The organism is Rosettibacter sp. KY25 (assembly GCF_057554405.1).
In genome coordinates, this window is sequence record NZ_BAAJAO010000035.1 from 1 (window position 1) to 15,591 (window position 15,591).

Genomic DNA, 15,591 nt, shown 5'->3' on the forward strand with positions numbered 1-15,591 from the left:
CTCTCTCAAATAAACTGAATAATAATACAAAAACCTATATGCATCTTCATTTATCCATGCTAAGCTTTTCACTGTGTTTATCCAGTTCTCATATGCCTGTAGTATTATCTCTGCACTTGCAGGATAGCCCATATTTATCATCATCTTTGCATTGTTAAGTTGATAATAATTTATATCTCTTACCCAGTAATATTGTATCCAGCCTAAATTATAACATTGATTATTGTAACTTATTAGACTATCTATCATTGATAAGGGGGTCTCCGTGCTGTCGGGTTTTCTGGGTTTATAATCTAAAAATCCTAAATTGATTAATGTTTTTTTTACCTCTTCACTAAATGTATTGTACCTATTTTTAATAAAATTATAATTCTCTGGGGAAGAATAATGCCTTAAAATTCTCCATATTATTACTTCTTTAGTTAAGTCATTATTTTCTTTATCAACTCTTTCCTTATAAAAATCTAGTACTTTCTTATTCTTATATTTTTTCAATATTCTTCCAACAACATAATCTCTTACTATTCTTGATGTATCATTTGCAGCAACATCAAAAACTAATGTCAAATTTGTATCTTTATATATCTCCTGATATTTTTCAATGTAAGGTCCTATTTTAAGAGGATCAAAACCACTTTTAATTATTTTTTCAAAATAGGGCTTAACTCTTTCTTTGTATTCCTCTTTTTTTGCCAATTCTAAAAGCGTGGGAAAGTAATAATAAAGTGCGCCCCTTTGAGGCATTCTCTCTAAATATCCAAAATAATCATCAATATAACTAAAATCGTTAGTCCTAAATAAAATCTTAAAAGCAGCCATAGAACCTGACAGATTATCACTAAATTTTGTAGTTTTTATCCTTCCTATTCTTGCACTGTCTAAATAAGATTTTGCTATTGCACTAATATTTGGAGAATTTAATTCATATAATAATTCTAAAAAACATTTACGTTTATAATCATCAATTTGTAAAAAGATATATTTTTCCAGTAATGGTATTGCTTCAACCACCTTATATTCTCTAATTGAGTCTATTACACTATCATATGTATCTTCATTTATTCTGTTTAATAATTTTTGTTTGGCTTCTTCTGAAAGAGTTTGGGAGTATAACAAATTAAATAAAAATACGTTTATCAATATTAGCTTTAATAAGTTTTTCATAATCTACTCTCCTACTCTATAATGTAAAAATTATCAAAGAACTTCTCATTTTTAATCTCAGGGAATAGTTCAATTATTTTATCCTGATAAGGTTTGATGTAATGTCTTAATGAATAATTTATCTCAAACTCACCACTTTTTAATGTTTGAAAATTCTCATGTAATTTTTTTCTTAACAATTCATTTACTTCTCTATAAAATTTTCTTCCTGCAATAATTACTGAATCAACATTATCATAATCTTAGCATTAAAGAAAAAATAATTTCATCCTCAGATATATCGTTTAGAAATTAGATTGCCCTATGATGGAAAATGAAGTTTTGTAACTAAATTTTTAGATAAGATTTATTAAAAAGGCTGACATTCCTGCCAGCCTTCAATAATTAATAATTTTTTATTTCATGGACTAACTTTGTTATTGCATCTTTTGCATCACCAAAATACATGAGTGCATTTGGATAGAAAAACAATTCGTTGTCGATACCTGCATAACCAACATTCAATGATCTTTTATTTATTACAACTGTTTTTGCATAATCAACATTTAAAATTGGCATTCCATAAATTGGACTATTTTTATCATGACGAGCTGCTGGATTTACAACATCATTAGCTCCAACAACAAAAGCTATATCTGTGTTTGGGAAATCATCATTAATTTCTTCCATAGCAAGCATTTTATCATAAGGAATATTTGCTTCTGCAAGCAGCACATTCATATGGCCTGGCATTCTGCCAGCAACTGGATGAATTGCAAATCGAACTTTTTTACCTTTTGCTTCGAGAACATTTACTAAATCGCGCACCGCGTGTTGTGCTTGTGCAACTGCCATTCCATATCCTGGAACTATAATTATTGATTCAGCTGCATCGAATATCATTGCTAATTCTTCAGCATCAACAGATTTTACCTGTCCTTTTTGTGCAACTGCTGAAACTGCAGGACCAGTAGAACCAGCAGATTCCCATCCACCTAATACAACATTCATCAAAGAGCGATTCATTCCTTTACACATAATATTTGTAAGAATAATTCCAGAAGCACCAACCAATGCACCAGCAATGATTAACTCATTGTTCTGAAGAACAAATCCTGTAGCAGAAGCTGCCAATCCAGAATACGAGTTTAACAAAGAAATTGCAACCGGCATATCAGCTCCTCCAATTGGAAGAACCAGCAGCACACCAAGAATAAGAGAAATAATTCCTATTGAAATAATTAACCATTGAGAAGAAGGATTCAACACAAAATAAATTCCTCCCCCAAGTACAGATAATAACAAAAATGCATTTAATGGATGCTGCATTGGATAACGAACAACTTTTCCTGTAACCAATCCTTGCAATTTCCCAAATGCAATTAAAGAACCTGTGAATGTAACAGCTCCAATTAAAATACTTAAAACAATTGTAATGCTTGTTTGATAATCATAATTGAATTGTGGAAAGTTTACAATTTTATAATATTCTGAAAAAGCAACGAGCATAGAAGCACCGCCGCCAAATCCATTTAATAATCCAACCATTTGAGGCATTCCTGTCATAGGAACTTTTAATGCCATCCAAGTTCCAGCTGCTGCACCAATTACAAATCCCAATAAAATCCATTCGTATGTTAATACATGCTGGTCAAGCAAAGTAGCAACAATTGCTATAAACATTCCTAATGCTGAAAGGAAATTTCCATTACGTGCAGTTTTGGGAGATGCTAATTTTTTTATACCAAATATGAAAAGAACAGACGAAATTAAGTATGAAATTTCTATTATTAACTTCATATTTCAACTCACTTTTTTTTGAACATTTTTAACATTCTATCGGTAACTAAAAAACCACCAACTACATTTATTGTAGCAAATATCATTGCTATTAAACCAAGAATTGTGCTAATCGTAAATTCATGCAAGCCTGCACTTAAAATTGCTCCAACTATAGTTATGCCAGAAATTGCATTTGAACCAGACATTAAAGGAGTATGAAGAGTTGGTGGAACTTTTGTAATTAATTCAAAGCCAACAAATATGGCTAACACAAAAACATAAATTAACATTAGAATTCCTACGCCATCCATTTGAACCTCTTAATTATTTAATAAAACTTTTGTTCTTTCATGAACTACAATTCCATCTTTGACAATCGTAGCTCCTCCAATAATTTCATCATCCATATTATGAATAAAATTTCCATCCTTACTTGAATAATCAATTAGATTAAATAAATTTCTTGCATACATTTCACTTGCATGATAAGGAATTAAACTTGGCAAATTAGGTTCACCTATAATTGTAACATTGTATTTATTCACAACTTTTCCTTTTTCACTCAGCTCACAGTTTCCACCAAATTCTACTGCCATATCAAGTATTACTGAACCAGGTCTCATATTTTTAACCATTTCTTCGGTTACAAGAACTGGAGCTTTCTTGCCTGGTATTAAAGCAGTTGTAATAACAATATCTGCTTCAGTTATATGTTTGAAAATTAGTTCTTTCTGTTTTCTTAAAAATTCTTCTGATTGTTCTTTTGCATAGCCGCTTGCATCTTGCATCGATTCATCTGTAGGGACTTCAATAAATTTTCCACCTAAACTTTGAACTTCTTCTTTCACTTGTGGTCGTACATCAGAAACTTCAACAACGGCTCCCAATCTTTTTGCAGTTCCAAGTGCAGAAAGACCAGCAACTCCAGCTCCCATAATTACAACTTTAGCAGGCGAGATAGTACCGGCTGCTGTCATCATCATTGGAAAAATTTTATGCAGATAATTTGCTGCAAGTATAACACTTTTATAGCCAGCTATATTTGCCTGCGAACTAAGTGCATCCATTCTTTGCGCAAGAGTTGTTCTTGGAATTGCATCCATCGAAATTACATTTATTCCAAGTTCTGCTGCTCGTTTTGCAACTTCTGGATAATGCAGAGAATAAAAAAATGAAATTAATGTAGTCCCCTTCTTCATTAATTCTAATTCATGTTTACCTAATGCAGGATGATTTACTGGTCTTTGAACTTTTAATACAATATCAGCTTTAGAATAAAGCTCAACTACATCTTGTAAAATTTTTACACCAGCATTTAAATATTTTTCATCAGGAAAACCTGCTCGTATGCCGGCATCTTTCTCTATAAAAACTTCAAAACCTTTTTTGATTAATTTTGATGCTACTTCGGGGACAATAGCAACTCTATTTTCCCCTTCCATAATTTCTTTTGGAATTACTATTACCACTATTTAACTCCTGTTAATTTTTTTTATATGACAAAACTTAATAATATCCATTTTTATTTACTAATAATTTTTTCATTTTTAAGCAGTACAAAAAGTTAGAAATATTCAGAACTGTTGCAGTTAAATAATTTTTAGTATATATCGATTATCAATTAGAATATCTTATTGATTGAGCTGCTAATTTAATTTATTCGAAAACAATTAGTCTATTTCTATGTTAATACGAAAAATATCTTTTATACTTATATATAATCTCATCTTATGTTATAATATCACACCACAAAATTTTCGCTTTGAAAACTTAAACTCAGATAATGGACTTTCACAAAATACAGTACTTTCAATTTTACAGGACAGTCGTGGTTTTCTATGGTTTGGCACTTATGATGGTCTTAATCGTTATGATGGTTATTCATTTAAAATTTATAAAATGGAAAAAGGGAATCCAAAAAGTATTCAGGGACAAACTTTCCGTTCGATAGTTGAAGATAAAAATGGCAACTTATGGATTGCATCTGTTGGCGGTGGACTTAACAGATACAACAGATTAACTGATGATTTTACAAATTTCCAGCCGCAGAATAATAATCCTAATTCAATCATATCAAATCGAGTTAGAACTTTATTCATTGATAAAAAAGGAAGATTATGGATTGGAACCGAAATCGGATTATGCAGATATGATTTCAATAAGAATATATTTATTGATTATAGAAAAATTCTCAATAATAATGCTTATCCAAATTCTGAATACATCGTTTCTATATGTGAAGACCTTTCTGGCATTTTATGGCTTGGCACTCAAAATGGTTTAATAAAATTCAATCCGGAAACAAATCAACACAAATATTATTTCAATCAGACAAATAACGAATACAGTTTAAGTGGAAATTTTGTTGGTAAAGTCTACGTTGATAGAAGCAATACTCTTTGGGTTGGTACAGGAGATTGTCTTCATAAATATGATAGAGAAAATGATAGATTCATTAGATACATAAATCCATATACAATCAATAGCAAAGATAAAACCATCACCGATATCATTGAAGACAGATATGGAGATATCTGGATTACTACATTATTAAATGGTCTCCAAAAGTTCGATAGAAAAACTTCTACATTTACAGTTTATAATCATGATGAATCAAATCCTGAAAGTATTGGCAGCAATATTTTATTTTCATTATATGAAGATAAAACAGGAATATTATGGATAGGGACTGAAGGAGCTGGTGTAAATAAACTTAACAGAATGAGGTCGAATTTTGTTATTTACAAAAATATTCCTTTTAACAAAGAGAGTTTGAGTAACGACAAAGTTTATTCAATAATTGAGGATAAATCGGGAGTAATCTGGATTGGAACATTTGGCGGCGGTTTGAATAAATTTAATCCCGACTCAAAGGATAAAAAATTTATCAGATATAATTATAATCCTTACAACAAAAATTCTCTCGTTGACGACAGAATAAGAACAATGTGCGAAGATAATGAAGGCAATATCTGGATTGGAACAGAGTATGGCTTATCGAAATTCAATCCATCCAAAAACATATTTACTAATTTTATCAGCGATGGCTCATCTGGCAAATTGAGCAACAACATTATTTTCTCTATTTATCAGATTAAATCTGGTGAAATATTAATTGGGACTTTTGGCGGCGGATTAAATATTTATGATAAGAAAACAAATTCTTTTATTTCTTTCAAACATAATCCAGATAATTCTAAAAGTATAAGCAGTAACAACATCTGGTGTATTTTTCAGGATAGCAAAGGAAACATCTGGATTGGAACTGATGACGGAGGTCTTAATAAATTTGACATAAAGAAAAAAGAATTTGTTTACTATAAACACAACTCCAAAGACCCATCATCAATAAGCAGTGATAAAATATTAAACATAATGGAAGATACTAAAGGCAATTTATGGATTGGTACTATTCAGGGACTGAGCAAAATGATTATTGAAAATAATGATTACAATAATCCAAAATTTATTAATTATACAATTGAAGACGGCTTACCAGATAATAACATTCAAGCAATATTAGAAGATGCTCATGGAAATTTATGGATAAGCACAAATAAAGGTATTTCAAAATTCAATCCTAAAAAAAAGAGTTTCCAAAATTTTGATTTTAGTGATGGGCTTCAAAGCAACGAATTTTATGTAAGAGCTGCAGTTAAAAGAAAAAGAACAGGTGAAATGATTTTTGGCGGCAATAAAGGATTCAATATTTTCCATCCCGATAGTATTAAAGAAGATAACTACATTCCCGATGTATTAATTACAGATTTTTTAATAATTAATACACCAGTGAAAATAGGAGAAAAAATTAACAATGAAATTGTTCTGAAGAAAAATATTACTGAGACAAAAGAGATAATAATTTCCTACAAAACAAACTTTATTACATTTAACTTTGCTGCACTTCACTTTGCCAAACCAGAAAAAAATTCATACGCATACATGCTGCAAGGTTTTGAATCAAACTGGAATTATGTAGGTAATAAACATTATGCGAGTTATAATTTTTTACCTCCTGGTAAATATATTTTTAGAGTTAAGGCAGCAAACCCAAATGGTTATTGGAATGATAAAGGAACAAGCATCATACTTACAATTACACCTCCATTCTATCAAACTTTTGTATTTAGATTCTTCATGCTCATTTTAATTGGATTATTTATTTATGGGGCTTACAATCTAAAAGTCAGAGGAATTAAGAAACACCAAAAAGAACTTGAGCAATTAATTCAAGAGAAGACTGAATTAAATGAAAAATTAATTCAGGAAATAGAAGAAAGAAAAAAAATTGAAAAGGAACTTATCATTGCAAAGGAAAAAGCAGAAAGCTCTGAAAAACTAAAATCTGAATTCTTAGCTCAAATGTCACACGAAATCCGTTCGCCTGTTCATTCCATTTTGAATTTTACGTCATTAATAAAAGAACAATTAGAAAATACTAATGATGAAATCATCAAAGAAAGTTTTGATTCTATAGAAAGAGCTGGAGATAGAATAGTTAGAACAATTGACTTAATATTGAACATGTCGGAACTTCAGACAGGCACTTACGAATGTATATACAAAGAAATTGACATAAACGAAAATGTGTTGAAACGTTTATATCCAGAATATTTATATAAAGCCAAAAAGAAAAATTTAGAATTCAATTTGATAATAAAAGAAGAACATCTAAAAGTTATTGCCGATGAATATTCTGTTACACAGATTTTTGTTAACCTAATTGATAATGCAATTAAATATACTCATCAAGGGAAAGTTGAAATAACATCGTATTTAACAGACGACAGAAAAGCTGCAGTTAAAGTTTCAGATACTGGAATAGGTATCTCAGAAGAATTTTTGCCAAAACTTTTCACAGCATTTTATCAGGAACAACGAGGCTATACAAGAGAATTTGAAGGAAATGGATTAGGACTTGCATTAGTCAAAAAATATTGTGAATTAAATAATGCTGAAATTTTTGTAGAGAGTAAAAAGAACTTTGGTTCAACTTTTACTGTAATATTCAAAAACACTTTATAAAAAAAGCTGCTATCAGTTTTATGAAACTGATGCAGCTTAATTTTGCAAAACTCTAAATTTAAGAAAGAGATTCGTAAACACTTACATATTTTCTGTTATTTTTCTTTCTTTCAAATTTTACATAGCCGTCTATCAATGCGAATAAAGTATGATCGCCGCCAAGCCCAACATTTTTTCCTGGATGAAAATTAGTTCCTTTTTGACGAACCAGAACAGAACCAGCTGTTACTTTTTCTCCGCCAAAAGCTTTTACACCAAGATATTGTGGATTGCTGTCTCTTCCATTTCTTGAAGAACCTTGACCTTTTTTATGAGCCATAATAACCTCCGATTTCTAAGCTATTTTTGTAATTTCAATTCTTGTTAATTGCTGTCTGTGACCTCTTTTGCGTTTGTAAGAGATTCTTCTTTTTTTCTTAAAAACAATTATCTTATCATCCTTAAGATGCTCCAAAACTTTTGCATGAACTTTAACATCATTGATATATGGAGTGCCTATTTTTGTGTCATTATCATTATTCAATAAAAGTACGGTATCAAAAACAATTTCTGAATTTGGTTCTGCATTTAATTTTGGCACATAAATTTTTTTATTCTCACTAACAACAAACTGTTGTCCTGCAATATTTACAACAGCAAACATTATTCCTCCAATTATTCAAATTTTGAGCTGTAAATATATGGAATGGAAAGATATTAAGTCAATAAAGCAATAAAAAACATTGCATTATAAAATTAGTAACATTTTTCTAATTAAAATGAAGATAACTTAATGAATAATTTTTATTAAGCAATATTATTTTATAAAATCAGCCAATCTAATTTTTTGTTCATTAGAATTTGCAAAATACCAAAAATGTCTCCCTACTTCTTCGGAACTAAATGGAACGAAGTTGAATTGAGCCATAGGCTCATCAGCCTTTTGCTGAAAAGAATTTTATTCTTCTAAGTAGATTTCAGAAGATTTCAATTCGTTAAGTATTGACAATAATTTAATTTGCAATAACTCGCATTGGTTGACTTGTCAGCCTCTGGTTGACCTGTCAGCCTTTGGCTGATTTATCAGCCTCTGGCTGACTTGTCAGCCTTTGGCTGATTTATCAGCCTCTGGCTGAGAACCATGAACACAAGGATTTTCTTCTAAACAAAAAAGGGATGATTTCTCATCCCTTTACTGCGTGGGCAGAGACGGAATCCTTGTCAGCCTCTGGCTGACCTGTCAGCCTTTAGCTGACTTGTCAGCCTTTGGCTGACTTGTCAGCCTTTGGCTGAGAACCGCCGACACAAAGATTTTCCTCTAAACAAAAAAGGGATGATTTCTCATCCCTTTACTGCGTGGGCAGAGACGGAATCGAACCGCCGACACAAGGATTTTCAGTCCTTTGCTCTACCGACTGAGCTATCTGCCCATCCACTTCAAATTTTGTGGCACAAATCTATAGAAAAATGGAAATAATTTCAAAATATTTTTTATACGTTAAGAAAAACAAAATGCTATTTTGACAAATTATTATCCATACCATCCTTCATGTAAAATTATTTAAATTTTTCCTCACATCACCAGTGCCATTATTGCTTTCTGTACATGCAATCTGTTTTCTGCTTCGTCAAATACTACAGAATTTTTTGAATCAATTACTTCGTCAACAACTTCTTCTCCTCGATGAGCTGGCAGACAATGCATGAATAAATAGTCTTCTTTAGCATGCTTAACTAATTCTAAATTGACCTGAAATTTCTGGAAGACTTTTTTTCTTTCTTCGGCTTCTTTTTCCTGTCCCATACTTGCCCAAACATCTGTATAAACAATATCTGCATTCTTTACTGCTTCAAATGGGTCATTAATAATTTCTACCTTGCTTCCCATATATTTTGCAGTTTCAATTGCATGCTCAACAATTTCTTTTTTGGGTTCATAACCTTTCGGAGATGCAATTGTAATATCAATTCCAACTTTTGAACAACCATTAAGTAAACTGTGAGCTACATTATTTCCATCACCAATATAAGCTAATTTTAGTCCCTGCAATTTTCTTTTCTTTTCTAAAATTGTGAATATATCAGTCAACACCTGACATGGATGCAATAAGTCTGTCAGTCCATTAATTACTGGTATTGTTGCAAATTTTGCTAAATCAATTACATCTTGATGAGAAAATGTTCGAATCATTATTCCATTCAAATATCTTGAAAGAACTTTTGCAGTATCGTGAATATTTTCACTTTTACCAAGCTGCAAATCATTTTGATTGAAATACATAGCATGCCCACCAAGTTGATACATTCCTGTTTCAAATGAGATTCTAGTTCTTGTAGATGGCTTAGAAAAAATCATTCCCAGTGTTTTTCCTTTCAAAAGATGATGTTCTTCGCCAATATAAAGTTTTTCTTTTAATGTTTTTGCAACTTCAAATATTTCATAAATTTCTTCTAAGGAAAGGTCTGCAATTGAAATTAAATCTTTGCCTTTCATGTTTACAGCCATTTTGACTCCTTTAGTTTTGTAGAATAATTATTAAGAATTATATAAAAAATTTTATCATCTTATATTGATAAATATTAATTAGTTCTCAGTTTCTAATTTCTTTAATTTAACTGTGTCAGATTCTTATACAACATTAAGTTATCTGTAACAACTTAAGTATAACACATTCTAATATAATTTAATTATAGGATTCTTCTTCACTCCTACCTGTCAGATTGTTACAAAATAATTTTTTGCTATACTAAATAAGTAATAAGCCATAAAATATATTTAAAAATGAGATTCTTCATTCCGCTTCGCTCCATTCAGAATGACTTTTAAGGTATTCCACAACAGCCTGCAGAGGTTGATGAGCCTTTGACTCAATTCCGATTCGCTCCATTCAGCTTACCTGCTGCAAGCAGGAATGAGACCTTTAAACAGTCTATAACAAATTGCTGAGCAATTAGGATACTCCTCTGAATGACAATTAAAATTACTTTTTTGAAATCTCCTCAAAATAATCTTTCCTCTGGCTAATTTATAATGCTGATTTTTATTTTAGGTATTTTTAATAATTCATAAACGAAAATAATATCAAAAATTATTCTATCACAATTCGAGTTCCACAATTTTCTTTTTCAATTTCTTCTTCATTAGTGATAATTGCTTCTTTTCCACCTCCTTCAATAAATTCAATTGCAGCTAATATTTTTGGTCCCATACTTCCAGGTGGAAATTCTCCCATCTCATAATATTTTCTTGCTTCATCAATTGTAATTTTATCTAATGCCACTTGATTAGGTTTTTTATAATTGAGATAAACTTTTGGGACATCAGTGATGATATAAAATCTATCTGCTGAAATTTCCTTTGCTAAAAAAGCTGATGCTAGATCTTTATCAATTACTGCTTCAATAGCTTCGAGATATTTTGTGTCTTTGTGCCAGTAGACTGGAATTCCACCTCCGCCAACAGCAATTACGATGTGACCTTTTTTCACCATATCTTTTATAACTTTTTTATTCATAATATCAATTGGTTTTGGAGACGGAACAACTCTTCTCCAACCTCGTTTAGCCGGATCTTCTTGAAATATCCATCCATTAGTTTTCGATAAAAGTTCTGCTTCTTCTTTAAGATAAAATCTGCCTATTGGTTTAGTTGGATTTTGAAACGCAGGGTCATTGATATCAATTAATACTTGAGTAATAATTGCAAGCACATTTCTTTTTAGATTTGTTTTACTCAGAGCATTTCGCATCTGGCGTTCAATCATGTAACCGATTCCACCTTGAGAATCAGCTACACAAATATCGAGAGGCATTTTAGGAATTTTATATAAATTATAACCAGCTTCATTCCTCAAGAGGATATTTCCTACTTGAGGACCATTGCCATGAGTTATTACAATATTATATCCAAGTTTTAATAATCCAATTAACTTTTTACAGGTATCAAGAGTATGAGCTTCCTGTTGTTCAATTGTGCCTGCTTCGTCGCTTCTTAAAAGAGCATTGCCTCCCAGAGCAACTACAGCAATCTTTTTCATAAAATTCCTTTTAATTTCAGAACTGATTCGAGTGTATTTTCTCCAATTTCTTGAAGTTCATACATTACGCGGGTCGTTGGTTTATTTATTTTTAGAATCCTTCCTAAATCAATTGGAGTTCCAATTACAACTGAATCACACTCAGTCCTGTTTATTGTTTCTTCTAAATCTTTAATTTGCTGCTCGCCATATCCCATTGCAGGAAGTAATGTTCCAATATTGGGATATTTTTTATAAGTATCAGCAATTGATTTTACAACATAAGGACGAGGGTCAACAATTTCTTTCGCATTAAGTTTTCGAGCAATAACAGTACCTGCACCATATTTCATTTCACCGTGTGTTAATGTAGGACCATCTTCTACAATCAAAACACGTTTTCCTGTTATCAGCTCAGGTTTATCAACTGTAATTGGTGAATTAGCTTCAATTACAATTGCATCTGGATTTACAAGATGAATATTATTTTTTACTGTATCAATTCCTTCTTTAGTTGCAGAATCAATTTTATTTATAATAACTGCATCTGCTATTCTTAAACATGTATTGCCGGGATAATAATGTAATTCATGTCCAGGTCGATGCGGGTCCGTAACAGTAAATGTAAGATTTGATTTATAGAAAGGCATATCATTATTGCCGCCATCCCACAAAATTATATCAGCTTCTTTTTCAGCTTCTCTCAAAATTGCTTCATAATCTACACCTGCATAAATCACCCCACCTCTTGCAATGTGAGGTTCATATTCTTCTCTTTCTTCAATTGTACAATTATATTTATCGAGGTCGGAATAATCTGCAAATCGTTGAACTTTTTGTTTAACCAAATCGCCATAAGGCATTGGATGACGAACAGCTACAACTTTCTTTCCGGCTTCTGATAAAATTTTTACAAGCTTTCTTGATGTTTGAGATTTTCCACATCCAGTTCTAACTGCTAAAACTGAAATTACAGGTTTAGAACTTTGCAAAGTTGTTTCATTCATACCCATTAATCTAAAAGATGCTCCAGCAGCATTCACAATTGATGCTCTTGTCATCACGTAATCAAATGGAACATCTGAATATGCAAATACAACCTCATCAATTTTGAACTTATGAATAAGGTTGGTTAATTCTGACTCTTCATAAATTTTAATTCCATCAGGATAAAGTTTACCTGCAAGTTCGGGAGGATAAATTCTTCCATCAATATTTGGAATTTGTGTAGCAGTAAAGGCTACAACTTCATAGTTCTCATTATCTCTGAAATAAACATTAAAATTGTGAAAGTCTCTTCCTGCTGCACCCATGATGAGGACTTTTCTGCGTGCCATAAATACCTCTTTTATTTTTTATTCGACAGTTACACTTTTTGCTAAATTTCTTGGTTGGTCTACATTCAAACCTTTTTTAACTGCAATATGATATGCAAGAAGTTGAAGAGGGATTACACTTAAAATTGGCTGTAGCATATCAATTGTTTTGGGAATTCGAATTACATGGTCTACCATTTTGTCAATATGATTATCTTCTTCATTAACTATTGCAAGAATTCTTCCTTTACGAGCTTTTACTTCTTGAATATTGCTTAATACTTTTTCATAAACACTATCTTTCATTGCTAAAAAGACGACAGGCATGTTTTCGTCAATTAAAGCAATTGGACCATGTTTCATTTCTGCTGCTGGGTAGCCTTCTGCATGAATGTATGAAATTTCTTTCAGCTTTAATGCACCTTCGAGTGCAACTGGGAAATGATAACCTCTTCCAAGATAGAGAAAGTTTCTGCAATCACTATAAATCTCAGCTATTTTTTTAATTTCATCATTAAGTTTAAGAATCTTTTCAATCTTTGCTGTAAGGCTTTGCATTTCTTTAATAATTTCCTGACCTTCCAACAAACTTAGATTTCTTTTACGAGCTAATAGCAAAGTTATTAATGAAAGCACAACTAATTGAGAAGTAAATGCTTTTGTAGAAGCAACTCCAATTTCTGGACCTGCGTGAATGTAAACACCTGCATCAGTTTCGCGAGCAATTGAACTTCCAACAACATTACAAATGCCAAGACACAAAGCACCTTTCTTTTTTGCTTCTCTCAATGATGCAAGTGTATCGGCTGTTTCGCCGCTTTGAGAAATAAAAATTACTGTATCATTTGGAGTAACTACTGGTTTTCGATAACGGAATTCAGAAGCATATTCAACTTCAACTGGAATTCCTGCATATTGTTCAATCATATATTCACCAACAAGACCAGCATGCCATGAAGTACCACAAGCTGAAATAATAATTCTATTGGAATTAACAATTCTATCTTCGAATCCTTGCAAGCCTCCTAATTTAGAAATACCTTCATCATAAATTAATCTTCCTCGCATCGAATTATAAATTGATTCAGGTTGTTCCATAATTTCTTTTAACATAAAATGAGGATAACCACCTTTGGTGATTTCATCAATATTCATATCTACATCATGAATTTCCTTAATTATTTCTTCATCATGAATATTCTTTGCATGGAAATGGTCTTTATAAACTTCTGCAATGTCTCCATCTTCAAGATATACAACTTGGCTTGTATATGCGATTAAAGCATTAACATCAGAAGCAACAAAATTTTCATTCTTGCCGATTCCAATAATTAGAGGAGAACCTTTTCTTGCAACTACAATTTTATCTGGTTCTTCTTTATAAATTACGGCAATGCCGTATGTCCCCTCAACCTCATTCAAAGCATATCTAACAGCTTGAAATAAATTATTTTTTAATTTCAGATAGTGGTCGATTAGATGAGCTAAAACTTCGGTGTCAGTTTCGCTTGCAAATTTATATCCCTCATTTATCAAACCTTTTTTTAATGAAGCATAATTTTCGATAATCCCATTATGAATTAAAAAAAGAGTATTATCATTATTCATGTGAGGATGTGCATTTTCGATACTTGGTTCACCGTGTGTAGCCCAGCGTGTATGCCCTATACCAAGATTGGCAGATATGTTTGCTGAATAAACCAATTTTTCTAAATCTGCTACTTTCCCTTTTGTTTTAATAACTTTACATTCCGAAGAATTAATAATTGCAATACCTGCAGAATCATAACCGCGATACTCCAGGCGTTTTAATCCTTCAAGAAGAATTGGGACACAATTTTTGTTGCCAATATAGCCAACAATTCCACACATAGTGACTCCTTTTTAATTATAAAATTAGATGATGAATAATAGAACTAAATTAATGATCAGGGCAAGGACGTAATAGTAGCAGTTTTGACTTGAAGTGTACCCTCTTAATTTTTATGGAATTAAAATGAATTTTCATAAGTATAACTTATAAATTCTGTAACAAATTTCTGAAAAAGTTATTGGATTATCAAATTTTTTATTAAGTAAAATAAAAATCAAAATTATTCTATAAATAATCACCTTTAGATTCATTGAATGTTGAACTGTGTAATTGTATATTTGCACGGTAAATTTTTTACTATGCACCCGTAGCTTAATTGGATAGAGCACCTGACTACGGATCAGGAGGTTGAAGGTTCGAGTCCTTCCGGGTGTACCAAACCTATTAACTTGTTTCAATCTTCTTTTTTTGACTACAAAATCAGGAGGTTGAAGGTTCTTCCAAAGGAATCCCTTTT

Annotated in this window: 11 protein-coding genes and 2 tRNA genes; 2 read left to right on the top strand and 11 right to left on the bottom strand. The window is 31.4% G+C overall.

All coding sequences use genetic code 11. The annotated features are described in order from the left end of the window. From AC27L2_RS13150 to AC27L2_RS13165, 4 genes are all read right to left on the bottom strand, one after another. On the bottom strand, window positions 1–1,164 hold a 1,164-nt coding region (locus tag AC27L2_RS13150; RefSeq protein WP_487212223.1), incomplete at its 3' end, for a hypothetical protein. 384 nt (window positions 1,165–1,548) lie between these two features. Continuing rightward, window positions 1,549–2,943, bottom strand: a complete 1,395-nt coding sequence (locus AC27L2_RS13155) for an NAD(P)(+) transhydrogenase (Re/Si-specific) subunit beta (protein WP_487212224.1) — start codon at window positions 2,941–2,943, stop codon at window positions 1,549–1,551. A gap of 8 nt (window positions 2,944–2,951) precedes the next feature. Beyond that, complete coding sequence (locus tag AC27L2_RS13160) at window positions 2,952–3,236, bottom strand: NAD(P) transhydrogenase subunit alpha part 2 (protein WP_487212225.1); 285 nt, start codon at window positions 3,234–3,236, stop codon at window positions 2,952–2,954. 9 nt (window positions 3,237–3,245) lie between these two features. Then, window positions 3,246–4,394 (bottom strand): Re/Si-specific NAD(P)(+) transhydrogenase subunit alpha, encoded by a 1,149-nt coding sequence (locus tag AC27L2_RS13165; protein ID WP_487212226.1) that lies wholly within the window; start codon window positions 4,392–4,394, stop codon window positions 3,246–3,248. A gap of 214 nt (window positions 4,395–4,608) precedes the next feature. Between AC27L2_RS13165 and AC27L2_RS13170 the strand changes: the two genes are divergently transcribed. Beyond that, window positions 4,609–7,950 carry a two-component regulator propeller domain-containing protein gene (locus AC27L2_RS13170; protein ID WP_487212227.1) on the top strand — a complete coding sequence of 1,114 codons (3,342 nt, stop codon included), beginning with the start codon at window positions 4,609–4,611 and terminating at the stop codon, window positions 7,948–7,950. Between the two features lie 58 nt (window positions 7,951–8,008). Here the strand turns inward: AC27L2_RS13170 and rpmA are convergent, their stop codons facing one another. The 7 genes from rpmA to glmS form a co-directional block, all read right to left on the bottom strand. Then, entirely contained in the window at window positions 8,009–8,269 is a 261-nt protein-coding gene (gene rpmA, locus AC27L2_RS13175) for a 50S ribosomal protein L27 (RefSeq protein ID WP_487212228.1), read from the bottom strand. Window positions 8,270–8,284: 15 nt separating this feature from the next. Next, on the bottom strand, window positions 8,285–8,593 hold the full coding sequence (gene rplU, locus AC27L2_RS13180) for a 50S ribosomal protein L21 (protein WP_487212230.1): 309 nt from the start codon (window positions 8,591–8,593) through the stop codon (window positions 8,285–8,287). Between the two features lie 693 nt (window positions 8,594–9,286). Continuing rightward, window positions 9,287–9,359: transfer RNA gene (locus AC27L2_RS13185), tRNA-Phe, on the bottom strand. A gap of 143 nt (window positions 9,360–9,502) precedes the next feature. Then, on the bottom strand, window positions 9,503–10,435 hold the full coding sequence (argF, locus tag AC27L2_RS13190; RefSeq protein WP_487212231.1) for an ornithine carbamoyltransferase: 933 nt from the start codon (window positions 10,433–10,435) through the stop codon (window positions 9,503–9,505). Between the two features lie 583 nt (window positions 10,436–11,018). Continuing rightward, window positions 11,019–11,966 carry a carbamate kinase gene (gene arcC / locus AC27L2_RS13195; protein WP_487212232.1) on the bottom strand — a complete coding sequence of 316 codons (948 nt, stop codon included), beginning with the start codon at window positions 11,964–11,966 and terminating at the stop codon, window positions 11,019–11,021. Further along, a complete protein-coding gene (locus tag AC27L2_RS13200; protein WP_487212233.1) occupies window positions 11,963–13,282 on the bottom strand; it encodes a cyclic 2,3-diphosphoglycerate synthase in 1,320 nt (439 codons plus the stop codon). Before AC27L2_RS13200 ends, arcC begins: the two co-directional genes overlap by 4 nt. 18 nt (window positions 13,283–13,300) lie before the next feature. After that, on the bottom strand, window positions 13,301–15,133 hold the full coding sequence (gene glmS / locus AC27L2_RS13205) for a glutamine--fructose-6-phosphate transaminase (isomerizing) (protein ID WP_487212234.1): 1,833 nt from the start codon (window positions 15,131–15,133) through the stop codon (window positions 13,301–13,303). Window positions 15,134–15,435: 302 nt separating this feature from the next. Between glmS and AC27L2_RS13210 the strand changes: the two genes are divergently transcribed. Then, window positions 15,436–15,512, top strand: a tRNA-Arg gene (locus AC27L2_RS13210). Window positions 15,513–15,591: the final 79 nt, after the last annotated feature.

Coding starts and splice junctions, on each gene's coding strand:
- AC27L2_RS13155 (WP_487212224.1), bottom strand. CDS start 2,943: ATGAAGTTAATAATAGAAATTTCATACTTAATTTCGTCTGTTCTTTTC.
- AC27L2_RS13160 (WP_487212225.1), bottom strand. CDS start 3,236: ATGGATGGCGTAGGAATTCTAATGTTAATTTATGTTTTTGTGTTAGCC.
- AC27L2_RS13170 (WP_487212227.1), top strand. CDS start 4,609: ATGTTAATACGAAAAATATCTTTTATACTTATATATAATCTCATCTTA.
- rpmA (WP_487212228.1), bottom strand. CDS start 8,269: ATGGCTCATAAAAAAGGTCAAGGTTCTTCAAGAAATGGAAGAGACAGC.
- rplU (WP_487212230.1), bottom strand. CDS start 8,593: ATGTTTGCTGTTGTAAATATTGCAGGACAACAGTTTGTTGTTAGTGAG.
- argF (WP_487212231.1), bottom strand. CDS start 10,435: ATGGCTGTAAACATGAAAGGCAAAGATTTAATTTCAATTGCAGACCTT.
- arcC (WP_487212232.1), bottom strand. CDS start 11,966: ATGAAAAAGATTGCTGTAGTTGCTCTGGGAGGCAATGCTCTTTTAAGA.
- AC27L2_RS13200 (WP_487212233.1), bottom strand. CDS start 13,282: ATGGCACGCAGAAAAGTCCTCATCATGGGTGCAGCAGGAAGAGACTTT.
- glmS (WP_487212234.1), bottom strand. CDS start 15,133: ATGTGTGGAATTGTTGGCTATATTGGCAACAAAAATTGTGTCCCAATT.